This window comes from Vibrio sp. SCSIO 43132, from assembly GCF_019904195.1.
GTDB classification, from domain to species: domain Bacteria; phylum Pseudomonadota; class Gammaproteobacteria; order Enterobacterales; family Vibrionaceae; genus Vibrio; species Vibrio nigripulchritudo.
In genome coordinates, this window is the sequence record NZ_CP063199.1 from 3,265,965 (window position 1) to 3,292,182 (window position 26,218).

The 26,218-nt window shown below is 46.8% G+C and carries 17 protein-coding genes; 12 read left to right on the plus strand and 5 right to left on the minus strand.

Annotated features, from left to right (window positions below; translation table 11 throughout):
• Nucleotides 1-46: 46 nt before the first annotated feature.
• The 12 genes from rsmC to INR79_RS14715 all read left to right on the plus strand — a co-directional run bounded on the left by rsmC (nucleotide 47) and on the right by INR79_RS14715 (nucleotide 20,171).
• Entirely contained in the window at nucleotides 47-1,075 is a 1,029-nt protein-coding gene (gene rsmC / locus INR79_RS14660; protein ID WP_223094843.1) for a 16S rRNA (guanine(1207)-N(2))-methyltransferase RsmC, read from the plus strand.
• Between the two features lie 240 nt (nucleotides 1,076-1,315).
• Nucleotides 1,316-4,702: an ATP-binding protein gene (locus INR79_RS14665; RefSeq protein WP_223094845.1), complete on the plus strand. Its 3,387-nt coding sequence runs from the start codon at nucleotides 1,316-1,318 to the stop codon at nucleotides 4,700-4,702.
• A 744-nt stretch (nucleotides 4,703-5,446) separates the two neighbouring features.
• Complete coding sequence (locus INR79_RS14670; RefSeq protein WP_004401929.1) at nucleotides 5,447-7,126, plus strand: ABC transporter substrate-binding protein; 1,680 nt, start codon at nucleotides 5,447-5,449, stop codon at nucleotides 7,124-7,126.
• A gap of 155 nt (nucleotides 7,127-7,281) precedes the next feature.
• Nucleotides 7,282-8,268 carry an ABC transporter permease gene (locus INR79_RS14675; RefSeq protein WP_004401928.1) on the plus strand — a complete coding sequence of 329 codons (987 nt, stop codon included), beginning with the start codon at nucleotides 7,282-7,284 and terminating at the stop codon, nucleotides 8,266-8,268.
• Nucleotides 8,269-8,270: 2 nt separating this feature from the next.
• Entirely contained in the window at nucleotides 8,271-9,296 is a 1,026-nt protein-coding gene (locus INR79_RS14680; RefSeq protein WP_004401926.1) for an ABC transporter permease, read from the plus strand.
• A gap of 2 nt (nucleotides 9,297-9,298) precedes the next feature.
• Nucleotides 9,299-10,282: an ABC transporter ATP-binding protein gene (locus INR79_RS14685; protein WP_004401924.1), complete on the plus strand. Its 984-nt coding sequence runs from the start codon at nucleotides 9,299-9,301 to the stop codon at nucleotides 10,280-10,282.
• Nucleotides 10,283-10,328: 46 nt separating this feature from the next.
• Nucleotides 10,329-11,321, plus strand: a complete 993-nt coding sequence (locus tag INR79_RS14690) for an ABC transporter ATP-binding protein (protein WP_004401922.1) — start codon at nucleotides 10,329-10,331, stop codon at nucleotides 11,319-11,321.
• Between the two features lie 332 nt (nucleotides 11,322-11,653).
• Complete coding sequence (locus INR79_RS14695) at nucleotides 11,654-13,390, plus strand: glycoside hydrolase family 9 protein (protein WP_223094847.1); 1,737 nt, start codon at nucleotides 11,654-11,656, stop codon at nucleotides 13,388-13,390.
• Nucleotides 13,387-14,271: an N-acetylglucosamine kinase gene (locus INR79_RS14700; protein WP_223094849.1), complete on the plus strand. Its 885-nt coding sequence runs from the start codon at nucleotides 13,387-13,389 to the stop codon at nucleotides 14,269-14,271. Before INR79_RS14695 ends, INR79_RS14700 begins: the two co-directional genes overlap by 4 nt.
• Nucleotides 14,272-14,276: 5 nt before the next feature.
• Entirely contained in the window at nucleotides 14,277-16,196 is a 1,920-nt protein-coding gene (locus INR79_RS14705) for a beta-N-acetylhexosaminidase (RefSeq protein WP_223094851.1), read from the plus strand.
• A gap of 79 nt (nucleotides 16,197-16,275) precedes the next feature.
• On the plus strand, nucleotides 16,276-18,681 hold the full coding sequence (locus INR79_RS14710; protein ID WP_223094853.1) for a GH36-type glycosyl hydrolase domain-containing protein: 2,406 nt from the start codon (nucleotides 16,276-16,278) through the stop codon (nucleotides 18,679-18,681).
• A 77-nt stretch (nucleotides 18,682-18,758) separates the two neighbouring features.
• A complete protein-coding gene (locus INR79_RS14715; protein WP_223094855.1) occupies nucleotides 18,759-20,171 on the plus strand; it encodes a phosphoglucomutase/phosphomannomutase family protein in 1,413 nt (470 codons plus the stop codon).
• Nucleotides 20,172-20,360: 189 nt separating this feature from the next.
• Here the strand turns inward: INR79_RS14715 and INR79_RS14720 are convergent, their stop codons facing one another.
• The 5 genes from INR79_RS14720 to glnK form a co-directional block, all read right to left on the minus strand.
• Nucleotides 20,361-21,389: an ABC transporter ATP-binding protein gene (locus INR79_RS14720; protein WP_223094857.1), complete on the minus strand. Its 1,029-nt coding sequence runs from the start codon at nucleotides 21,387-21,389 to the stop codon at nucleotides 20,361-20,363.
• Nucleotides 21,389-23,011 (minus strand): ABC transporter permease, encoded by a 1,623-nt coding sequence (locus tag INR79_RS14725; protein ID WP_004401913.1) that lies wholly within the window; start codon nucleotides 23,009-23,011, stop codon nucleotides 21,389-21,391. Before INR79_RS14725 ends, INR79_RS14720 begins: the two co-directional genes overlap by 1 nt.
• Before the next feature lie 255 nt (nucleotides 23,012-23,266).
• Entirely contained in the window at nucleotides 23,267-24,280 is a 1,014-nt protein-coding gene (locus INR79_RS14730) for a Fe(3+) ABC transporter substrate-binding protein (RefSeq protein ID WP_223094859.1), read from the minus strand.
• Between the two features lie 171 nt (nucleotides 24,281-24,451).
• A complete protein-coding gene (locus INR79_RS14735; protein WP_004401911.1) occupies nucleotides 24,452-25,681 on the minus strand; it encodes an ammonium transporter in 1,230 nt (409 codons plus the stop codon).
• An 18-nt stretch (nucleotides 25,682-25,699) separates the two neighbouring features.
• Nucleotides 25,700-26,038, minus strand: coding sequence for a P-II family nitrogen regulator (gene glnK, locus INR79_RS14740; protein ID WP_004401910.1), 339 nt, complete (start codon nucleotides 26,036-26,038; stop codon nucleotides 25,700-25,702).
• Nucleotides 26,039-26,218 lie beyond the last annotated feature (180 nt).

Here is a 26,218-nt window from a genome sequence, read left to right on the forward strand (position 1 = left end):
GGATTATGCGAGAATCCGACCATCTTTTTTTATCGAGATTCCATCCATGTCGGCATACACCGCCCCAAGCCAGATTGCAGAGCGCAACCTTGAATACTTTGAAGGAAAACACGTGCTGGTTGCTGGCGAAGCAGAAGACCTATTCCCACTCGATCTCGCCAAACATTGCGAAAGCGTCACCGTTTTTACGACGCACTATGGCTACTTTCGTCAGTATGAAAAACACCCAAATGTAACGCGCGTTTTTTCTGAAGCATTTACGGAGCAGACCAATGCAGACTTAGTGCTGCTTTACTGGCCAAAAGCCAAAGCAGAGGCGGAATACCTGCTTGCAATGTTGATGAACCACTTGGGCCAGGGGACTGAAATTGTCGTCGTCGGTGAAAATCGTTCTGGCATTAAAAGTATTGAGAAATTTTTCAATCCTTATGGCGTAATCAAAAAATACGATTCAGCCCGAAGATGCTCTTTTTACTGGGGACAGTGCACTAGCAAACCTGCACCATTTGAGTTAGCCGACTGGTTTAAATCCTATACCTTGCCAATCAATGGGCAAGATGTCGTGATCAAGAGCTTGCCCGGAGTATTCAGTCATGGCGAGTTTGATGTGGGCACGCAGCTTTTACTCAAAACCCTTCCTGAACTGAAAGGAAAAGTGTTGGACTTTGGTTGCGGTGCTGGTGTGATTGGCGCGACTATGGCAATGCAATACCCAGAAATTGCCCTCACTATGTGCGATGTCAGCGCATTAGCTGTTGCTTCATCAAAAGCAACACTCGAAGCAAACGGTTTGAAAGGGAATGTTATCCCAACCGATGTATATTCAGACATTGACGCCGGATTCGACTTTCTGATTTCCAACCCCCCTTTCCATTCTGGGCTGGATACCAGCTACAGCGCGACGGAAACACTGCTTGCTGATGCGCCTGATTACCTCAGCCAGAACGGTAAATTGCATATTGTTGCCAATAGCTTTCTCAAATACCCACCAATCATTGAAGAAGCATTTGGTGAATGTGTTTTGGTAGAGAAAACCAATAAATTCGCGATCTATCAGGCAAACAAGACAAACTAAATTCCTCCATAAGCTTTCGCCAGTGGCTGAAACCGTTGGCGTCCTTTGCTTCATATGTACTAACACTTTCAATCTATCTCATTTAATTTTTGCGTTATTGCCCACGCTTTGTATTGCACTTACTTGATTAAGAAAAAAAACCTCGTATAAACGTTAAAATCGTCATTTTCTGTTTTGTCGCATTTGCCGAGCCCGCCCCGGCAAAACGGACGTTGCACTAGGCTTATTTAAACGACTCCTATGTTTAAATCTAATAAAAAACAAAAATTTAAACGTCTTCAGCATACTTTGATGGTGGCATTTCTTGTCCTCAGTATTACGCCGCTGACTTTAATTGCTCTCTTCTTTTTGCAGTCTCATAGTAAAGATTTGCAGGAGCAGAGTACTTCTCACCTTCTTTCAGTTCGAGATACGAAAAAACAACAACTTGTCGATTATTTCGATGCAAAAGAATCCGAAGTAATGGGTTTTGTCCGTTCCGAACTGGCTTATAACAGTGGTGGTCGTTTTTACGGTCTTATCAATGCTTTCAGCAATTTAGGCGAAACGATTGAACAATCGCGGGAGTATGCGCAGCAGCGTTACATTGAAGGATCTGGGGATCAGATAAAAACGTCAATTTTACCTGAGTCTGATGATTACCAGGGCAGCGAACGTTATCGCTTAATGCACAAGCGTTACCATCGACGTTACGTTGATCTTTTGAAACGCAGTGACTTTGACGACATCTTGCTGGTCGATCTGGATGGAAACGTCGTTTACTCACTCAACAAGCACGACAATTATGGTACGAATCTGGGTTCTGGAAAGTATCGGAACAGCAACCTCGGTGAAACTTTTCAGGCAATAAAATCTCTGGTGAAAAAGCAGAAAGACACACCAGACATTACGCCAATTGTGATGTCGGATTTTGCACTAGAGGGCAGTGAGCACATCGCGTGGTTTGCCGCGCCCATCATCCAGCAAGAATACCTGCACAGTTATGCCCTATTCCGTTTGCCTAGCACCAAGCTGATTTCTCTGTTTGAAGATACTGCTGCGCGTAAAGCTATCAAGGCATTCTTGGTTGGTAGTGACCAACAGGCTCGTGTTTTTAACGTCACTCAAGAAGAAATTGACAAAAGTAGCGAGATCATCGACCGCGCCCTTAATGGGCAAACCTCAGTCAAAACCTTTATTAATACCGCAGGCGAGAGCATTATTGCGGCTTACACCAGTATTAAGATCCAGAATATTGAATGGGCATTGATTGCGGAAAGAACCGAAGCTGAAGCGTTTGCTCGGATTCAGCAGCTAGAAAAAGTATTCGTGGTGGCCATGTTGATCGCCATTATCCTCGTGGTGATATGCTCCCATTATCTTTCTAACTTCATTACGTCCCCACTTTTAAAACTGACGTGGTCAGCGGAAAGGGTTTCAGCTGGTGATCTCGACGAAGTGATGTTTGAAACACGCCGCAAAGACGAAATTGGTCGTCTGGCGGTCAGTTTCCAGCGAATGCAGCGTTCTATCCGTGAGAAGATCCTCACCATCAAATCACAAAATGAAGAGCTAGAAGCCCATTTGAAAGTGATTCAAAGCCAGAATGACGAGCTTCAACTGGCCAACAAACTGAAAGATGAATTCCTAGCAACTACCTCGCACGAGCTCCGTACACCACTACATGGCATGGTGGGTATTGCAGAGGCGTTAATCAGCGGAGCGAATGGACCAATACCTGCAAATCAGAAACATCAGCTCGATATCATCATTAATAGTGGTCAACGTCTTGCAACTCTGGTTGATGATCTTCTGGACTATCACAAAATGCGCTACGGCAGCCTCGATATTCAAGCTGCCGCCGTTAACCTCTCGTCCTCTACACGCTTGGTACTGGAACTTTCACAGCATTTGCTGGGCAACAAATCGATTCGCATCATTAATCAGGTTCCGATGGATTTGCCTTTAGTATCCGCTGATCCGCAGCGTTTAGAGCAGGTTCTCTACAACCTGATAGGCAATGCAATTAAGTACACCTCTGAGGGTAAAATCGTCATTTCCGCTACAGTGCTGGACGATAAACTCCGGGTTCAGGTGGTTGATACAGGTCAGGGTATTCCGGCTGAGCAGCTGGAGCACATTTTTGAGCCTCTCATTCAGGCGGGTCAGGACTCCAGCCGTTACCGTCAGGGGGCGGGATTAGGCTTATCTATCAGCCGACAGCTGATAGAACTGATGGGAGGAACACTCTATGTCAGCAGTCAGCCTCTTGTTGGAACTACCTTTAGTTTCTCTTTACCGTTAGCGTCAGATGCAGAGATATCAACGTCGAAGCAGCTTGGCGAACAGAATCATTTCCAGTTGCCAGAAGCAAATGAAAACTCATCACCAGAAGACAATTCATTGCCAGAAAACCCAGAAGGTCCACTTATTGTGGTCGCGGATGATGAACCAGTGAACCTGCAAATTCTGGACAGCTTCCTGCGAATGGAAGGATACAGGGTGAAAACGGCAAAAGATGGCACCGAGACTCTGGAACTGGTTCAGCAGGAAAAGCCAGAACTGCTGTTATTAGACGTGATGATGCCAGGATTGAGTGGCTATCAGGTTTGCGAGCAGGTTCGTCTGAGCTATGACTTATCTGAGCTTCCGGTCATTATGCTCACCGCGCTAAGCCAGACCAACGACCGAATCAAAGGGTTCGACAGCGGGGCGAATGACTATTTAACGAAGCCATTCAACAAACTCGAGCTGGCTTCTCGAATCAAAGCTCATCTCTCAGCAAGTAAGGCTGAGCTTCGCCGAATTGAAAACGACAAACTTCAGGCAGAGCTTAAGCAAAGAGCACTAGTAGAAGCAAACCTGCTGGAAACACAAGGCAGATTGCTAGAACAGCTTGAATCGGCACCTGAAGCCATTCTGTGCCTTAGGGACGATGGCAGAATACGGTTTGCAAACGAGGCGGCATCTAAGCTATTTAAACGAACTCAGGAGCAGCTCAAACGTTCAAACGGTGACGAAGTCATCGCACCGAAATACCTCAACCTATCTCAGGAACACTTCTGCGGCGGAATTGACGTCTACATTGACGATAGGCGTGAACACCTTTCAGCGGATGTATTGAAGCTGCCAGAAGGCTCTGACATCCAGTATATGTACATATTCAACGTAGGCGGAGGCATTAACGCAACCCGCATTAATAATCTGGAAACCGCAGTTGAAGCCCTGTCCAGCTATGCGTTTGAAGGTGACAAAGGCAAACTGCAACAGCTTAAAGAACTGGGTGGCGAGTTTACGCGAATCGCAGATAAAGTATCTGGTCGTGGTGGAGACAAGACAGAGCTCATGAGAGAGATTCTGGTTGATTCAATGACAACTGCGATTGACTACTGGGAATCGGAAACGGGACAAACCAAATTCTCTTTCGCAGAGCAGAGTGGCTTATGGCGCGTTTACCTTGATCGCAGCACGCTGCAAACTAGAACACTGGACAAATACCTTCGTGTTGAAACTCTGCCAAAAACTCCACGCTGGCGGACGGTATTGAACTCTATCGAGTTTATTCTGGATAACTGCCATACGCCTGGCGCACAGCGTGACAAACTGGTTAGCCTGAGGGATAAGTTGCAAAAACTGCTTACCTCATAAATCCGCATTCTGAATCACCTTTTAAGCCAGTCGAGCACTTTTGTTTGACTGGCTTTTTATTACCATGTTGCTAGTGGCAATTCTCTTCTTATCTGACCTACCCCTCATAAATTAACGTACTCTGGAAACCTTCAAATCGCACTAGTAAGACATTCCATTTTGTTTCTGTTCTTGCGTCAATCCATGTTATTTCACCCGTTAAAATAACCCCGTTAAAACGCATAAAAACAGTGTCATTTTTGGCGAAAAATATCGAATATTGTCGCAGCAACTCCAGTTTTGTTATCTGTTTGAGAAGTTAGTCACAACAAATTGTCAGAATAATTTTATCGACGTAAATTAACGATAAAAGTGGATAGTGAGTAAGATCTCTATAATATTGAAATAAAGAAATGACATTAAATATAAAAGCCAAAAAGGTAAGTAAACACTAACTCCACTTAAAGACACTTCGATTTTTTTTGACAGTGCTCACAAGACAAAATGAGACCTATTCTTAAGTCAAAATCGTCATTTTGACGTTTATGACGTAGTTAAAAGGCGTTTTAACGTTTTTAACGGACTACCCGTTTGACCATTTACGCGTACGGGTGTTTTCTTAGCCTTGACCGACGGCTATAGGCCACCCAACTTCTCTCAATTTCTTGAAGTTGGAGGGATGTTGGGATAGCCACGGCGAGTGTTTATCAATTGATGACATTCACATCCATTTAGTGAAATAAAAGCAATGAGTAAGGAACAGCTATGCTTGCCAATATTAAGAAGACAGCGCTAGCAGTTGCAGTAGTTGCTGCAGCAACTTCTGTAGCTCCAGTAGTTTCAGCTGCAGAACGTAGTGAACTGACTATCCACCCTAAAGAGTTCACAACATTCGTTCGTAACTTCAACCCTTTCTTGGGCGCAACTCATCTACATACAACTTGGGACTTCCTATACGAGCCACTAGTTGTATTTAATGAAATGCACGGCAACACGCCAGTAATGCGTCTTGCATCAGATTACAAAATGTCTGATGACCTAATGAGCGTTACGTTTGACATCCGTAAGGGTGTGAAATGGTCTGACGGCGAAAAATTCACTGCTGACGACGTAGTCTTCTCTTTCGACCTAGTGAAGAACACGCCAGCACTTGACCAGCACGGCACAAACAACTGGGTAGCGAACGTTGAGAAAATCGACGAATACAAAGTTCGTTTCCGTTTGACTGAAGCTAACTCCAACGTACCTTACGAAATTGCAAAAGTTTCTATCGTACCTGAGCACGTTTGGTCTAAAGTTGAAGATCCAACAACGTTCATGAACGAAAACCCTGTTGGTTCTGGTCCGTTCACTGAAATCGCTACGTTCACACCTCAACTTTACGTTCAGTGTCGTAACCCTAACTACTGGGACAACGATAACCTAGATGTAGACTGTCTACGTGTTCCTCAAATCGCAAACAACGACCAGTTCTTGGGTAAAGTTGTAAACAGCGAAATGGACTGGACATCATCGTTCATTCCTGACATCGACCGTACTTACGCAGCAGCAAGCCCTAAACACCACTACTGGTACCCACCAGCAGGTACTCAGGCGTTTGTTGTTAACTTCAAGCACCCAGACGCAGCGAAGAACGAAGCGCTAAACAACGTTGACTTCCGTCGTGCGTTCTCAATGGCTCTTGACCGTCAAACTATTATCGACATCGCATTCTACGGTGGCGGTACAGTGAATGACTTCGCATCTGGTCTTGGCTACGCGTTTGAAGCTTGGTCTGATGAAAAGACTCACAACAAGTACAAAGGTTACAACACGTACAATGTTGAAGGCGCTAAAGAACTTCTGAAAAAAGCGGGCTTCAAAGACGTAAACAAAGACGGCTTTGTTGACACGCCATCAGGTAAATCTTTCGAGCTATTGATTCAATCTCCTAACGGTTGGACTGACTTCAACAACACTGTACAGCTAGCAGTTGAGCAACTAGAAGAAGTGGGCATCAAAGCACGTGCTCGTACTCCTGACTTCTCTGTATACAACCAAGCTATGCTTGAAGGTACTTACGACGTTGCATACACCAACTACTTCCACGGTGCAGATCCATACACTTACTGGAACAGTGCGTACAACTCAAACCTTCAAGACGGTGCTGGTATGCCTCGTTTCGCGATGCACTTCTTCAAAGACAGCAAGCTAGATTCACTTCTAGACAGCTTCTACAAGACTGCAGACAAGAACGAGCAGCTAGAAATTGCTCACGGTATTCAGCAAATTATCGCATCTAACCAAGTTACGGTTCCTGTGATGTCTGGTGCTTACATGTACCAATACAACACAACTCGTTTCGCTGGCTGGTGGAGCGAGAAGAATCCTAAGGGTCGTCCAAACATCTGGTCTGGCATCCCTGAGCGTCTACTTCACGTACTGGACCTAAAACCAGTTAAGTAAGTACTAACCTTAGCGGTGTACTTCCGTGCACCGCTCACTAAACCCTCCTCTCTTAGTTTAAGATATGGCGCTCGTCGTCAGGGGGTTTCTCGTTCCAAAAAGGGCGTCCTGAAACCAGGATCAGGTAAAAAATCTGGGTGAGTAAGGTATAAGTTATGGGATATTTTTTAAGACGTTTGTCGTTTTACTTTATTGCGCTGTTAGTTGCAGCCACTTTGAACTTCATCATTCCGCGAGCAATGCCAGGTGACCCTGTTACCATGATGTTCGCTAACGCTTCAGTTCAGGTAACACCTGAGCGTATTGAAGCAATGAAACAACTTCTGGGCTTCGTAGATGGCGGCTTGTTCGTTCAGTACGTAGCTTACATGAAGAACATTCTAAGCTGGGAACTGGGCACTTCTATTCAGTTTTATCCTCTTAGCGTAAACGAGCTGCTTGGCAGTGCGTTTGGCTGGTCTCTATTCCTAGCGGGTACAGCGGTAGTTCTTTCATTCTCTATCGGTTCAATTTTAGGTATTTTCGCGGCTTGGAAACGCGGTAGCCGTTACGATACTTTCATCACTCCAGGTATGCTGATTATTCAGGCAGTACCTCAGGTGGTTATCGCGATGCTGGCACTGTTTACTTTCGCAATCGGTCTGAAATGGTTCCCAACAGGTTACGCTTACACCGCAGGTACAACACCGGACTGGACAAGCTGGGCGTTTTATAAAGACGCTGCTTACCACGCTGTTCTACCACTGTTCTGTGCTTCTGTCGTCCAAATCGGTGGCTTCCTGGTAAACATGCGTAACAACATGATTAACCTGCTTGCCGAAGATTACATCACGATGGCGAAGGGTAAAGGCCTGAGTGAAAACCGCGTGGTATTCAACTACGCAGCACGTAACGCCTTGCTTCCAAGTGTGACGGCTTTGTCTATGTCACTTGGTATGGCGATCGGTGGTCAGCTTATCATCGAAATCATCTTTAACTATCCGGGTCTTGGTTCGGTTTTATTCAATGCGATTCACGCACGTGATTACCAAGTTCTTCAGGGGCAACTGCTTATTATGACGCTATTCATGCTGTTCTTTAACCTGGTTGCAGACATGTTGTACGTAGTTCTAGACCCTCGCCTACGTAAGGGAGGCAAATAATCATGAAAGGTTTCGCTAAATTAGTTGCAGGTAACCCGGTTGCGTTAATCGGTGTGATTATCCTAAGCCTGTTTATCTTTATTGCGGTTGCAGCACCACTTATCACTAAGCACGTACCAGACAAACGTACTGGTAAGCCACATGAATACCCAGGTTTCGTTGTAAAAGCTGCTCAGAACAACCCTGATGGCTGGATCGCTGAAAACTTGGCAACTGACCGCCGTACTCTTCTGCTTTCCAAGAAAGCCGATCACGTACTAGGCACAACCCGTATGGGTCGTGACGTTTGGTCTCAGCTTGCTCACGGTGCACGTGTATCACTGGCTGTTGGCTTTGGTGCAGGTATCACAGTGTGCTTCCTGGCTACCATCATTGGTATCTCGGCAGGTTACTTCGGTGGTCGGGTCGACGACATCCTGACGGCTGCCATGAACATCATGCTCGTTATTCCACAATATCCACTCCTCTTTGTGCTTGCTGCCTTTATTGGAGAGGCCGGTCCGCTGACCATTGCCATTATTGTGGGATGTACCTCCTGGGCATGGGGTGCGAGGGTAATACGTTCCCAAACCCTGGCACTGCGTGAAAAAGAGTTTGTTAAAGCCGCAGAGGTACTTGGCGAGTCTTCCTGGAGAATCATCTTTGTAGAAATTCTGCCAAACCTAATCCCTATCGTAGGGGCAAGTTTCATCGGTTCGGTTATGTACGCCATCATGATGGAAGCCACTATCTCGTTCTTAGGTCTTGGTGACCCGAGTACCATCAGTTGGGGCATCATGCTGTACAACGTACAGACCTCATCATCCATGCTGATTGGCGCATGGTGGGAACTAGTCGCACCGTGTATGGCTCTGACATTGCTGGTTACAGGTCTTGCCCTGCTTAACTTCGCTGTCGACGAAATTGCTAACCCACAGCTACGTTCACACAAAGGTATGAAGCGTTGGAAGAAACTGAACGCTCAAGACCAGAAAGAACGCGAGCCAGAATTGCCACCACAAAATGCACTATGGAGCGGAGATAAATAATTATGACTGAGTCACTCATTTCCATCCGCAACTTATGCGTTGACTACATTACAGACGCGGGCGATGTCCGCGCCTGTAACAACGTAAGCTTTGATATTGGTAAAGGTGAAGTCTTCGGTCTGGCTGGAGAGTCAGGCTGTGGTAAGTCCACCGTTGCCTTTTCGCTGATGCGGCTTCATAAGCCGCCAGCGTTTATCACTGGCGGAGAGGTTATCTTCAATGGCGAAGATATCCTTCAATATAGCGACGAACGCATGCAAGCGTTCCGCTGGAGTGAGATGTCTATGGTGTTCCAGAGCGCGATGAACGCGCTCAACCCAGTCCTTACAATGGAAGATCAGTTCTGTGACGTAATTATGCGTCACACGAACATGACTCGAGAGCAGGCAAAACGCCGTGCCGAAGGATTACTGGAAATCGTAGATATTCATCCTAGCCGTCTAAGCGACTACCCACACCAGTTCTCTGGTGGTATGCGTCAGCGTCTGGTTATCGCTATCGCGTTGGCACTCAATCCAAAAATGATCATTATGGATGAGCCAACCACCGCGCTTGATGTTGTTGTACAACGCGAGATCCTTCAAAAGATTTACGCGCTAAAAGAAGAGTTCGGCTTCTCAATTCTGTTCATTACTCACGATTTGTCACTGATGGTCGAGTTCTCTGACCGCATTGGCATCATGTATTCCGGTGAACTGATTGAAGTAGCGCCTTCGAAAGAAATTCTGGAAAGCCCATATCATCCTTATACAAAAGGGCTGGGAAGTTCATTCCCTCCATTAACTGGTCCAAAAACCAAGTTAACTGGTATTCCTGGCAACCCGTTGAACCTACTGGAAGTTCCAACTGGATGTCGTTTTCAAGCGCGTTGCGAGCGAGTACACGAAGCATGTACTACCCAAGCAACATCACTGCGTCAAATAGAACCAAACCGCTTCTCTAACTGCCATTTATATGGTCAACCAATCGCTACGGCCAAAGCATAGAGCCAATAAAAAATAAAAAAGCGAAAAAGAGAAACTGGAGACAATTATGAGCAAAGATTTTGGCGAACTGCTAGTTGAAGGAAAGAACGTCGTAAAAGACTTCCCTATCAACAGTAACGCCCTAAACCAACCTATGATGCGTGCCATTAATGACGTGTCATTCAAAATGTATAAAAGCCGCGGTCTGTCGGTTGTTGGAGAGTCTGGTTCAGGCAAGTCCACCACGGCAAAAATGATTGCGAAAATGTACGCCCCAACTGAAGGCGTTATCGAATACAAAGGTCGTGACATTCAGTCCATCAACGACAGAAAAGACCTGATGCACTACCGCGAAGGCGTCCAGATGGTATGGCAAGACCCGTTTGGTTCATTGAACCCAACGCATAATATCTTCCACCATATTGCTCGCCCGTTGCTGATTCACAAAAAAGTCACGTCCGGCAATAAAAAAGAGCTCGAAGAGCGTGTGTACGATCTTCTGGAGCAAGTGGGGTTAATTCCACCAAAGGAAACCGCACAAAAATTCCCGCATCAGCTGTCTGGCGGTCAGCGCCAGCGCGTTAATCTGGCAAGAAATATTGCTGTAGGTGCGGAAGTGGTTCTCGCCGATGAACCAACGTCCATGTTGGACGTATCTATCCGTGCAGGTGTTTTAAACCTGATGGAAGAAATGAAATTTGAAAAGCAGATGTCTCTGCTTTACATCACGCACGATATCGCAACGGCGCGTTACATCGCCGAAGATCTTGCCGTGATGTACGTGGGTCACATGGTGGAATGGGGAGATACGGAAGAAATCATTCACGATCCTCAGCACCCTTACACCCAGCTATTGGTATCCGCAGTACCGGATCCTAAGAAATCGATACACGAAAAATTGAAAGGCAATAAAGGTGAGATCCCATTGTGGACACCTGAATCTGTTGGTTGCCCGTTCTCTGGTCGCTGTACTCACGCTTCAGACAAATGTCGTGAAAAGCTGCCAGCGGTAACTCAACTGTCTGACAACCACTTTGTGCGTTGTTATTTGTACGAATAAATATACCCCAATAGGGTCTGTTGACCTTTCGAGATGATTTTTGCAGCAGTTTGTGGGTTCTTTATACAAGGCAGCGCTTATTCGGTGTAGTCACTCTACATCAATAAGCGGTAACACAGTAGAAAGAAGCCACAAACGCTGCCCAAAGGGTTCGGCTATAAGCGTTTTACTCTTTGTTGCAAGATCTTTGCTTAGAATAACTAAGCTGCAAATCTTGCGTCGCGATTAAAACGCTTCTAGCTCGAACAAAATTTAATCGCGAAAGATCAGCAGACCCTAAGAATTGAGGCACAGATTTGTGCCTCCCAGATGTACTTTTACGGGAGAACCCCATGCAACTCTTAACTAACCAGATAGGCTACGAAACGTCAGGTACAAAGCACGCAGTGCTATGTATCAGCGAAGCATTGGCTGAAAGCAGTAAAGCTGAACTGGTCAGGGTAGATTCTGATGAAGTCGTGGCTTCTTTTGATGTTGGTCAGCCAACACAAGTCGCCCGCTGGCACCAGGGGCTGTTCTGCGAAATCGACTTTTCGGAATTCGCAGTCGAAGGACGCTATGCATTAAGAGTCAACGAGCTGCAATCTTCTCCTTTTGACATTTGTGAAGGGGTGTTGATGAACACCACTTTCTCGGATGTTTTGCACTACTTTAAATCCCAACGTTGTGGCGGGATTTATGAGAAACAGGATCGCACCATTCCCCTCCTCAACTCAGACAAAACTGTCGACGTTCGCGGTGGATGGTACGACGCGTCAGGTGATGTAAGTAAATATCTGAGTCACCTGTCTTACGCCAATTTTTTAAACCCTCAACAAACTCCAATGGTCGTATGGAATATGTTGAAAGGACTAGAGTTAGTGGAGGAGCGCTCTGACTTTGCAACGTATTCTCGGGTGAGGCTAACCGAAGAAGCACTGTTCGGTGCTGACTTCTTAGCCCGTATGCAACACCCGGAGGGTTTCTTTTATATGACTGTCTTTGACAAATGGAGCAAGGACGTCAAACAACGGGAGATCTGTGCCTACGCAACGCAGGACGGTCACAAATCTGACGACTACCAGGCTGGTTTTCGTCAGGGTGGCGGAATCGCAATTGCAGCTTTAGCCGCGGCTTCAAGGCTCGATGTTTGTGGAGAATTTTCACAAGAGCAATACTTGCAGGCAGCGGAAAAAGGTTACTGGCACTTAAAGGAGTACAATACTCAGTATCTCAATGATGGTGAAGAGAACATCATTGATGAGTATTGTGCATTGTTAGCCTGTGTTGAGCTTTACCGCTCAACCGGCGAGCAATGTTACTTATCGGAAGGGCAAATGTGGGCAAACCGCCTGTCACTTCGCCAGCTTTCCGACGCACGCTTTGAACATTTTTGGGCTGCTACCGACGATGGCAGCCGACCTTACTATCACGCAGCAGAAGCAGGTTTACCTGTGATTGCTCTTTGTGAATATCTTGCCGTCGAAAGACGCGAATCTCAGAAATCCAAAATTCGTGCCGTGGTCAATAAAGCCGTGTCATTTGAACTGACCATCACTCACGATACAGCCAACCCATTTGGTTACCCTCGCCAATATGTGAAATCAGTAAATGGTGAAAAGCGCGATGCCTTCTTTGTCGCGCATGACAACGAAACGGGCTACTGGTGGCAGGGTGAAAACGCTCGCTTGGGATCACTGGCAAGCATGATCTATCTGGCGAAGCCATATTTGGATGAATCTTTACTGCCTAAAGCCGAGCAATATGCACAACGCTGTTTAGACTGGATTGTCGGTCTGAACCCTTATGACATGTGCATGCTAGACGGTCATGGCAAAAACAACCCTGACTACCTTCCACAATACGGCTTCTTTAATGCCAAAGGTGGCGTCTGTAATGGCATTACTGGTGGCTTTGAAGACGAAGAAGACATTGCCTTTAACCCTTCGGGGCAAAAAGACGACATGATGCAGAACTGGCGATGGGGTGAACAGTGGATCCCTCATGGTGCGTGGTTCCTACTCGCAACCATGTCGCAGTTCACTACTCAAACGCAGGACAAAATTCAAACACAGGACACAAATCAATGACGCAATATTTGGTCGGGATTGACGGCGGCGGCACCTCTTGCCGAGCGCGAATCAGAGACGAGCAAGGCAACTTGATTGGAGAAGCCAAAAGCGGCAGCGCCAACATCATGTTAGGCGTTGGACTGGCGATGGACTCCATTGTGACTGCGGTATCTGAAGCAGCCAGACAAGGTGGATTGAGTGAATCAGACTTCGCCAGCATGCACCTTGGAATGGCGTTAGCAGGAGCTGAACAGGAATCTTTCTGGCACGACTTTATGGCGCTGCCACACCCGTTCGCCAGTGTGGTGTTAAACACTGATGCCTATGGTGCTTGCCTTGGTGCGCATAACGGTGAAAACGGAGCCATCATGATCGCTGGTACGGGTTCTTGCGGCATTTTGCTCAAAGACGGTCAACAGCATGTGGTTGGAGGTCGTGAATTTCCGATATCGGATCAAGGTGGCGGCGCAGTAATGGGTCTGAACCTGATTCAGCAAGTACTGCTGGCAGAGGATGGTATTGTTCCTAAGACCGCTCTGGCAGAACATGTCATGACCCATTTTGACAACAATGTTGACAATATTGTTGCCTGGTCGAAAACAGCCAAGCCTCGTGACTACGGTCAGTTCTCGCCTGCCATTTTCGAACACGCGAAACAGGGCGATGCTTTGGGCATCAAAATGCTCAAGCAAACCGCAGCCGACATCGAAATGTTTTTGATTGCTCTGAATAAGAAGGGGGCAACACAAATTTCGCTGATGGGTAGCATTGCTGAGCGCATCGTGAAATGGCTTTCCCCTCCGGTCCAAGAATGGATCGTAGCCCCTAAGCATGATGCGATTGAAGGCGGCATCATGATGGCAAACAAATCTGAGCATAACCTATTCAATCAAGGGTAGAGACTATGAATTATCGTGTCGATCTTGCTGTGCTATCAGAGCAAAATGGAGTGTCCCGATTCGGGCTGACTTTGCATAACCTCAGTGATCAGGATTTATCTGGCTGGGCGTTGCACTTCTCATTGGATCGATACATCCTTGCGGACACCTTAAGCCAAGGTGTCATCGATCAAGTGGGTAGCCATTGTGTGCTCTCTCCAAGCGATGAACAAAGCCTGTCGGCCAATCATCATTACTACATTGAATTCTCTGTTAATACTTCACCGTTTCGCTATCTGGCGGACGGTATCGATGATGCGTATTTAGAAGTTCGTGATGGTGATAGCGTTCAGAACCTAACGGTCGATATCACGCCAATCGCGCTGATGTCGCCATACAAAAAACGTGAATCCATCCCTCAGGTTGAAGCAGCTGATTTCGCCATTATTCCAAAGCCTGCAAGCTTTACGGCGCAAAACGGTTACTTCTCCCTGAGTGATGCATCCGGTCTTAACGTCACCAGCACTCTGGCAAGCAATGCTGTTGAATGGCTAAAGCAGGAAGTACAGTCGCTGACTGGGATCTCGTTAAAGAACAATGCGCAGGGTGACATCGTATTTCGCAGTAATCCAACTCTGGATAAAGGGCACTACTGTCTTAAAATTCGCGAGAAATCTATTACGCTGGAGTCCGGTTCACGCTCGGGTTTCGTTCATGCCTGTGCCTCTTTGCTTCAACTAATATCAGCACAAAAAGTCAGTAGCACACTGCCCAGCATTACCATTAAAGACAGCCCTCGCTATGGCTATCGTGGAATGATGCTGGATTGCGCCAGACACTTTCACAGCGTGGCTCAGGTCAAACAGCTGATCAACCACCTGGCGTACTACAAGTTTAACTACTTTCACTGGCACTTAACCGATGATGAAGGCTGGCGACTAGAGATTAAAGCCTTCCCTGAACTGACTCAAACTGGTTCCAAACGTGGTCCAGAAACACAGAACGATGCTCAGTACAGCCATCTGTCTGAAACTTATGGTGGCTACTACACACAGGAAGAAGTGCAAGAAGTGATCGAATACGCGGCGACAAGATCGATCACCGTTATTCCAGAAATTGATATTCCGGGTCACTGCCGAGCGGCAATCAAAGCTTTGCCTGAATTGCTGGTTGATCCACAAGACTCTTCTGAATACCTGAGTATTCAGAACTACAACGACAACGTACTGTCTCCCGCTTTAGACGGTACTTACCAGTTTTTAGATACCGTTCTGACGGAAGTCGCGGGCTTGTTCCCATCACAATACGTTCATATTGGTGCTGATGAAGTTCCTAAAAACGTCTGGACGGAGAGCCCTAAATGTCAGGCGATGATGAAAGAGCACGGCTACACGGAAGCTTCTGAGCTTCAGGGTCATTTACTTCGCCATGCCGAACGCAAACTGAAATCGTTGGGCAAGCGCATGCTAGGCTGGGAAGAAGCCAAGCACGGAAACAAAGTGTCTAAAGACACCGTTATCTTTGCCTGGATGAACGAAGAAGCTGCGCTGCAATGCGCGCAACAAGGCTTTGACGTTGTGCTGCAACCAGCGCAAACCACTTACCTTGATATGACCCAAGACTATGCGCCAGAAGAACCGGGAGTGGACTGGGCAAATCCAGTACCTCTTGAGATGGCTTACCAGTATGAACCTCTGAGCTCCGCCTCAGAAAACGATCCTGTTCGTCAAAGGATCTGGGGAGTGCAGTGTGCGCTTTGGTGTGAAAAAGTCACTAACCAATCCCGACTCGAATACATGGTATTCCCGCGACTCACTGCACTGGCAGAAGTGTGCTGGAGTCAGGCTAAAGATCGTAACTGGCTGGATTACTTATCCAGACTTAAAGGACATTTGCCACATTGGCAACGCCTGGGAGTGAACTACCGTTCGCCCTGGCAAGAATAACAAGACCCGAGCCTGCTCAGGTCACGGAATTACTAGTTTTTACTGCACTCCTTCGCAGTTTGTTTAAAAGGAAAGAACCATGAAATACGGCTATTTCGATAACGATAATCGTGAATATGTCATTACGCGTCCAGACGTACCAGCGCCATGGACAAACTACCTAGGAACGGAAAAGTTCTGTACTGTTATTTCTCACAATGCAGGCGGCTACTCTTTCTACAATTCACCGGAATACAACCGCGTGACAAAATTCCGCCCGAACGCAACGTTCGATCGCCCAGGACATTACGTTTACCTGCGTGACGACGAAACGGGTGACTACTGGTCAATTTCATGGCAGCCAGTAGCAAAAAGCCTTGATGAAGCGACTTACGAAGTTCGTCATGGTCTTTCTTACTCTAAATTCAAATGTGAGTATGCAGGCATTACGGCAACCAAAACGCTATTCGTGCCAAAAGGCGAAGATGCCGAGATCTGGGATGTGGTTATCAAGAACACCTCAAACAAACCTCGTACGATCAGTGCGTTCTCATTTGTTGAGTTTTCTTTCAGCCATATCCAGTCTGATAATCAGAACCACCAAATGTCTCTGTACTCAGCAGGCACTGAATATAAAGATGGCGTGATTGAGTACGACCTGTACTACAACACCAACGATTTTGAAGGTTTCTACTACCTGGCATCCACTTTCTCTCCGGATTCTTACGACGGTCAGCGCGATAGCTTCTTAGGTCTTTACCGTGACGAAGCTAACCCGATCGCTGTAGAAAATGGCAAATGTTCTAACACGGCTCAAACCTGTTACAACCACTGTGGTTCTCTGCATAAGCAGTTCACTATCCAGCCTGGTGAAGAAGTGCGTTTTGCCTACATTCTGGGTATTGGTAAAGGCAACGGTGAGCGCCTGCGTACTAAGTACCAGGATCTTAACGAAGTTGACGCTGCATTTGCGGGCATCAAAGCTCACTGGGATGAACGTTGTGCGAAGTTCCAGGTGAAATCGCCAAACGAAGGTCTGGATACCATGATCAACGCTTGGACCCTATACCAAGCAGAAACCTGTGTAGTCTGGTCTCGCTTTGCTTCTTTCATCGAAGTGGGTGGTCGTACTGGTCTGGGTTACCGCGATACCGCGCAGGACGCAATTTCGGTTCCTCACTCAAACGCCGGCATGACTCGCAAACGTCTTGTGGATCTCCTACGCGGTCAGGTGAAAGCTGGATACGGTCTGCACCTGTTCGATCCTGACTGGTTCGATCCTGAAAAAGCAGACGTTGAACCTTCTAAGTCACCAACAGTCGTTCCGACTCCATCTGACGAAGACAAGATTCACGGAATCGAAGACACCTGTTCTGACGACCACCTATGGTTGGTTCCAACCATCTGTAAGTACGTGATGGAAACTGGTGAAGAGAACTTCTTTGACGAAGTCATCCCATACGCAGACGGCGGTGAAGCCACAGTTTACGAGCACATGAAAGCGGCGTTGGATTTCTCTGCGGAATACGTGGGTCAAACAGGCATCTGTAAAGGTCTGCGCGCAGACTGGAATGACTGTCTGAACCTTGGCGGCGGTGAGTCTTCCATGGTGTCGTTCCTACACTTCTGGGCTCTACAAGAGTTCATCGACCTGGCGAAATACCGTGGCGCAGATGAAGACGTAGCCAAATACACCGAAATGGCAGCCAACGTTCGCGAAGCGTGTGAAACGCACCTTTGGGACGACGAAGGCGGTTGGTACATCCGTGGTCTGACGAAGAACGGCGACAAGATTGGTACGGCGCAACAAACTGAAGGTCGTATACACCTAGAGTCAAACACGCTAGCAGTACTTTCTGGTGCGGTTTCTCAAGAGCGTGGCGAGAAAGCAATGGACGCGGTTGATGAGAACCTGTTCTCTGAGTACGGCTTGCACCTAAACGCTCCATCATTCGCAACACCGAATGATGACATTGGCTTCGTGACTCGTGTTTACCAAGGCGTAAAAGAGAACGGTGCTATCTTCTCTCACCCGAACCCATGGGCATGGGTAGCGGAAGCGAAACTGGGTCGTGGTGACCGTGCGATGAAATTCTACGACGCACTGAACCCGTACAACCAGAACGACATCATCGAGAAACGAATCGCTGAACCATACTCATACGTACAGTTCATTATGGGACGTGACCATCAGGATCACGGTCGTGCAAACCACCCATGGTTAACAGGTACGTCTGGCTGGGCTTACTTTGCCGTAACCAACTTCATTCTGGGTGTTCGAACTGGCTTCGAAGGTCTGACTGTGGATCCTTGTATCCCAACAGACTGGTCGGGCTTTGAAGTGACTCGTCAATGGCGTGGCGCTACGTACAACATCTCGGTACAAAACCCTGATTCTGTCAGCAAAGGCGTGAAATCTATTACTGTGAATGGCGAAGCGGTTGACGGCGTTATCCCTGTTCTGGCTGAAGGCAGCGTAAACGACGTTGTTGTTGTCCTTGGCTAACTTTTTTGGTGGGAGGTTTTCTCCCACCCTTTTGATTTTGGTTCATTGTGAGCCACGGAGAGAAATAGGATTTTAATATGATTAAGTTCGGTACAGGTGGCTGGCGCGCCTTTATCGGTGAAGAGTTCACTAAAGACAATGTTCGTTTAGTGGCTCAGGCCGTTGCCAATATCATGTTAAACGAGAAGGTGGAAGACAAAGGATTTGTCGTCGGTTACGACCGTCGCTTCCTTTCGGATAAAGCTGGTCATTGGTTTGCCGAAGTGCTGGCAGCAAATGGTATTACGGTTAGCTTTATCAACAAATTTGTCCCTACCCCAATTGTGATGTTCAAAGCCAAAGAAATGGGATGTGCATACTCAGCATGTATTACAGCATCTCACAACCCGGCAGATTACAACGGCATCAAGGTATTCATTGAAGGCGGTCGCGATGCGGATGAAATCATCACGCAGAAGATCGAAGAACAGATTGCGAATCTAACGCTAGAAAATGTTAAGAGCATCGACTTTGAACAAGCGGTAGAAGACAAGACCATTCTTGAAATTAACCCAATGAATGAGTTTGTCGATTCCATCATTAACTTCATCGACATCGAAGCAATCAAAAAAGCCAATCTGCGCGTATTGATTGACCCAATGTTCGGCGTAGCCAAAAACGCACTTCAGACGGTGTTGATCAACGGTCGTTGTGATGTAGACGTAATCAATGATGGTAAAAACCCCGATTTTGGCGGTTTAATGCCATCACCTAGTGCGGCAACCCTGTATCGCCTGAAACACTTGGTGGCAGCAGAAGGCTATGACATCGGCATTGGCACCGATGGAGATGCAGACCGCTTAGGCATCATTGATGAGAAAGGCAACTTCATTCATCCGAACGAAGTGCTGATGCTGCTGTATTACTACCTGCTGAAATACAAAGGCTGGTCGGGTTCTGTGGTTCGTAACATTGCAACCACGCATATCCTAGACAAAATCGCAGCCGATCACGGCGAGAAAAGCTTTGAGGTTCCAGTAGGCTTTAAGCACATCAGTTCTCAAATGGAAGCCGACGACTCACTTATCGGTGGTGAAAGTTCAGGTGGCTTGACCATTCGTGGTCACATCAAAGGTAAAGACGGTGTGTTTGCATCAAGTTTACTGGTTGAGATGGTAAGCGTCACAGGAAAGAAACTTTCTGAGCTTTTGGATGAAATCTACGGTAAGTATGGCTACGCTTATACAGCAGAGGGCGATTGCACATTTAAGCCTGCGCAAAAAGAAGCGTTGTACAACAAGATTTATGTAGAGAAGCAACTGCCCGATTTCGATTTTGAAATAGAGAAAGTCAGTTATGAAGATGGCGCTAAGGTCTACTTCAAAAATGGCGGATGGGTCATTGCCCGATTCTCTGGGACAGAACCTCTGCTGAGAATCTTCTCTGAAATGGAAGACAAGGAAAGCGCAGAAGCCGCTGTGGCACAAGTAAAAGCATTCCTTTCTCTTTAATCATACAAAACAATTGTCACAATTGTTGTATAAAGTGTTTTGGACGCACTGAATAGCTAGTCACTATTCAGTGTTCGCCGTTAGACTGGTGATATACCCCTATAGGTCCAAAATCAAAGCCCAGCGTTTGCTGGGCTTTCTCTTTTCTTCTCAGAATGAGGTTCTACCAATCGCAGTAAGTAGCTGGTATTAAAACGCCAACACGCCATCGGATTCAATCTGCACATTGACCTTCTGGTTGATGTCCAGAGCCTCAGAAGAACTGGCGATCAGGCGAGTTCCATTAGCCTCAATCACATAGCGGCAGTGATCGCCCATAAACTGCTGTTCCAGGATCTGTATGCTGCTTTCATCTGCCGCGCTGACCTTAATGTGCTGAGGTCTTAATAACAGCTCACATTCTTGATCAACGTGAATATCTGCTTGCGCTAGCGCACCTAACACTCCGAACGCGGTATCAAATTTATCGGTAGACACTCGCTTGGCTGGGAGGTAACTGCCGCCACCAAGGAAATCTGCCACAAACTTACTGGATGGCTGGTAATACAGTTCCGAGGCACTACCAAACTGCTCGATAACACCATTGTTCATCACCGCCATTTTGTCGGAAAACGCGAATGCTTCTTCACGGCTATGGGTCACAAAGATCGCGGTCACTCCTTGCGCCTTAAAGATCTTACGAATTTCGCGGATCAATTCATGGCGAACTTGCGTATCGATATTAGAAAATGGTTCATCCAAAAGCAGAAGATCCGGCTTGTACGCCAGTGAACGGGCTATCGCCACACGCTGTTGCTGACCACCTGATAACTGATGCGGGAACCGATCACCAAATTCATCCAGTTTGACTAGCTTCAGCATCTCCTGCACTTTTGCGTGCTTTTCACTTTCGCTCGCAGTACGCAACCCAAACCCAACGTTCTGCTCAACGGTTAGATGAGGGAACAACGCATAATCCTGGAAGATCATGCCAATATTCCGCTTCTCTGGTGGGATCCAGTCCTTGCCGTTATCTATAGTCTGGCAATTGAGTGTCATGGTTCCGCTAGCAAGAGGAAGTAATCCGGCAATGGCTTTCAATAAGGTGGTCTTTCCGCAGCCACTGGCACCAAGTAAGCAAACGATCTCGCCATGCTGAACGGTGAGGGATAATGATTCCAGCACCGTCTGCGTTTGGTACTTACACGTCAGGTTTTCAATAGTTAATGCGCAACTCATCAGTGATTTTGCTCCAGTGAACGGTTAACCATAATCAAGGGGATAAGTCCCACAAGTACCAATAAAACGGCTGGCATTGCCGCCAGCTCTAGCTGTTCGTCCGACGCGTAGTTATACACGTAGGTTGCCAGCGTCTCGAAGTTAAATGGGCGAAGCAGTAAAGAGGCATTAAGCTCTTTCATACATTCAATAAACACGAGCAGACCAGCGATCAACGCACCACGACGTACCAGCGGTAAATGTATTCTTCTTAGCATCTCGTTGGCATTACACCCCATGGTCCGAGTCGCCATATCGAGAGAAGGCGATATCTTATTCATGCTGCTTTCGATGCTGCCAATCGCCACAGCGGAAAAACGCACAACCATAGCAAAAATCAGTGCAAGCATTGAGCCGGAAAAGAACAGCCCCGGAGGTGCCCACTCCATCCATTTAGCAAAATCATTGATACCGTGCTCCACTCGGGTCACAAACGTCATCACACCTATGGCGAGAACCGTCCCAGGAACGGCGTATCCCATGGAGGAAAATCGCATAGACATGACGCTGTTGCGACCGGGATTAACGCGTTGGCAGAAATTCACTACCAAAGCGACAGCTACACCAATCACCGCGGCAGACAAAGAAACCTGCAAGCTATTAATGGAGTACTGGCGAAATTCTTCCGTCCAGCTTTGTGCAAAATAAGTATAGGCGTAAGAACCGAGTTGAAGCAGAGGAAGTGCAAACGCAACGGCAACCAACCCCCAACACCAAGTGAGCGCCGCCCACTTTTTCCAACCTTGCAGCTCGTAGCGTACGTCTTCATGGCTATTAAACTGGGACTGAAAAAGTTTCTGACGGCGACGGCTGTATCGCTCGGCACTGATCAGTAGCACCACTACTACCAGCATGATGGATGAGATTTTTGCTGCGGCTGAAAGCTCCGAATGGTCTAGCCACGTATCGTAAACGGCGGTCGTTAATGTATGAACAGCAAAATAATTCACGGTTCCGAAATCACCAATGGTTTCCATCGCCACCAGAGAAAGCCCAACAGCAATAGAAGGTCTGGCTAACGGTAGAGAGATTCTGAAAAAGCTCGTCAGAGGTGAGCACTTAAGTAATCTTGCAGACTGAAGCAGAGAAACGTTCTGCTCCATAAACGCTGCTCGCCCGAGCAGGTAAACATAAGGGTAAAGCACCAGTGCCAGAACTATGACCGCACCAGTGAGTGTTCGAATGTCTGGAAACCAGTATTCGCCTGGTCCCCACCCCGTAAGATCACGGAGGAGCATTTGAATGGGACCGGGAAAGTCAAACCAGTCGGTGTAAACGTATGCCACGATATAGCTGGGCATTGCCAATGGAAGCACCAGTGCCCACTGCAAAATCCTCTCGGTCGGAAGCTTGCACATAGCCATTAGCCAGGCACTGGGAACCCCCAGTAACAGTGACAACAGCATGACTCCGGTGACCAGTTTAATGGTGTTGGCAATATAAATTGGCAGTACTGTGCTCATCAGATGTGGAAAGATTTCCGATTCACCGATGGACATATAAAAAATGGCGATTATCGGTAGCGCCAACAGCCCAGCCACACTCCAGCTGCCGACTTTCCAAGTGGTATGATTTTCTTTCATTGCCCAGCGACTTTACAGCAATACAAAATGCGAGGCTCCTGTCGCCAAGACACTTTATATCCCTAATAGAAAACATGGTATTTAGGAAAGTATATCAAAACGACTCTCATTTTGCTTTTCAATCCCTAAAAACTAACAAAGCCATCATTAACAATGAAAGAAGTAAGTAACATCTTATAGTTACTACTATCTACACTGCTTATGATGGCTTTAGAACCATATGCTCAACCTAATAGATTGAGCAAATGTTTCGCATTACAGATCGAATTTAACTTCGTCTAGAAGTTTGATCGCTTTAGAGTGGTTAGCTGCGATTTCTTCAAGCGAGATAGTGTCCGCTTTGAAGTCACCCCAAGAAGCCACTAGCTCAGAACGCTTAACACCCGCTTTAACTGGGTATTCGAAGTTAACTTCAGCGTACATAGACTGAGCTTTGTCTTTCGTTAGGAATTCCATCAGTTTCTTAGCGTTTGCTTTGTTTGGCGAGTGTTTCGCCATAGCCATACCACTGATGTTTACGTGAGTACCCGCTGCTTTTTGGTTAGGGAAGTTGATGTAAACCGCTTCAGCCCAAGCTTTTTGCTCTTCGTTGTTTACCATCTTGCCTAGGTAGTAGCTGTTACCCAGAGAAACGTCACATAGACCTTCTTTGATCGCTTTAACCTGTGCACGGTCGTTACCTTGTGGAGTACGTGCAAGGTTTGCCTTCACGCCTTCTAGCCAAGTTTTCGTTGCCGCTTCACCTTTGTGAGCAATCATAGAAGAAATTAGAGATACGTTGTAAGGGTGCTTACCGCTACGAGTACAGATTTTGCCTTTGAATTCAGGCTTAGCTAGATCTTCGTAAGTGAAGTCTTTGCCTAGCTTACCAACACGGTCACGAGAAGAGTAAACGTTACGAGCACGAGTTGTGATACCGAACCACTCGTTGTTGTCGTCTTGGTATTGAGCAGGAATGTTTGCTTCGATTACATCGCTGTTTACTGGCTGAACTAGACCTTTTTTAGACAGTTCTGCAAGACGGCTGATGTCTACAGTTAGGATAACGTCTGCTGGGCTGTATTCACCTTCCTGAGCCAGCTTTTCAGCCAGACCTTTTTTAGCGAATTTAACGTTTACTTTGATACCCGTTTCTTTAGTGAACTCTTTAAACATTGGTTCAACCAAGAAAGGCTGACGGTAAGAGTATACGTTCACTTCTTCAGCGGCCATAGCAGAAGGAGCAATAACACCACACGCGATGGCTGAAAGAGTCAGCAGTTTTTTCATCGTTTTAGTCCTTTGTGAAAGCAATAATGATAATGTTTATCAGTCGCCTTATTATATTCAAACTCCTTCGGTTGACAATCATCCATTCTGTATCAAGATCAAAAAAACCTGCCATTTCTGACAGGTCTATCATTAAATTTAGTAACGATTTGTTTCGTCTCAGATCTTATATTACTTCACTGAGACAAACTCAGGGTATGCACCCACACCACAATCGTGCATGTCCATACCTTCCAGTTCTTCCTCTTCAGAAACTCGAATACCCATAGTTACTTTCAGTACATACCACACGACCAGGCTTGCTCCGAAGACCCAGCCAAAGATAACCGCTGCGCCCAATAGCTGAGTTGAGAAAGCCGCATCTGCATTGCTGACAGGCACCATCATCAAACCAAACAAGCCACATACACCGTGAACTGAAATCGCACCAACTGGGTCATCGATTTTCACTTTGTCCATCGCAACAATACTGAATACAACAAGCGCACCTGCCGCTACACCGATACCAACAGCCACTAACGGAGAAGGAGATAGTGGGTCAGCAGTGATAGCAACCAGACCAGCCAATGCACCATTAAGTACCATAGTCAGGTCAGCTTTGCCCCAAGTTGTTTTACACACTAGCAGTGCTGCAATTGCACCTGCCGCCGCTGCTGCGTTGGTGTTCAGGAAGATTTGACCTACCGCTGTTGCGTTTTCAAAGTCTGAAACCATTAACTGCGAGCCACCGTTAAAGCCGAACCAGCCAAACCATAGGATGAATGTACCAAGCGTTGCCAAAGGCATGTTTGAGCCCGGAATTGGATAAATCTCACCATTTTTTCCGTACTTACCTTTACGAGCCCCCAGAAGCACCACACCTGCTAACGCTGCTGCGGCACCAGCCATGTGAACAATACCTGAGCCAGCGAAATCACTGAAACCTGCTTCTGCAAGGAAACCACCGCCCCATGTCCAGTAGCCTTCCATTGGGTAAATAAAGGCAGTCAGGACGGCTGAGAAGATTAGGAAAGACCAAAGCTTCATTCGCTCAGCGACTGCACCGGATACAACGGACATCGCAGTTGCAACAAACACTACCTGGAAGAAGAAGTCGGACTCAAGTGAGTGATCGGCACCTTCACCCTGAGTACCAATCAAGGCACCAAAGGATGGTAACCAGCCCCCTTCTGCATTATCGACATACATAATGTTGTAGCCCACAAGCAAGAAAGTGGTACAGGCAATCGCGTACAGGCACACGTTTTTCGTTAAGATTTCTGTGGTGTTTTTAGAGCGTACAAGCCCCGCCTCTAGCATGGCAAAGCCGGCTGCCATCCACATAACCAATGCACCTGAAATGAGGAAGAAAAAGGTGTCTAGTGCATATCTGAGTTCAGCTACTGTTACTGATAGTTCCATAATAATATCCCCAATCCCTTAAAGTGCTTCAGAATCCATTTCACCAGTACGAATACGAATCGCTTGGTGAAGGTCATAAACAAAAATCTTTCCGTCGCCAATCTTGCCGGTGTGGGCGGCTTTGGTGATGGCTTCTACTACTCGGTCTACGTTTTCTGCCTGTGTGGCAATTTCTAATTTTACTTTTGGTAGAAAATCGACTTGGTATTCGGCTCCGCGGTATAGCTCGGTATGACCTTTCTGACGACCGAAGCCTTTCACTTCGCTAACCGTCATACCTTCAATACCTACATCAGATAATGCTTCCCTTACATCGTCGAGTTTGAATGGCTTAACAATGGCATTTATAAGTTTCATCACGTCCTCTCTAAAATGGTGTAATCCGTTAACACACAAGCAACAATCAAGGAGCGTGCCAAAAACCTAACTTAATGATTTAAAGGGATTTAAGAAGTAGCGGTCGTAAAATGAAAAAAGAGGATGCACAAAAATTGTGCATCCTCTTCCCAAATTTGAAGCAGAGCTCATATCTTTCCC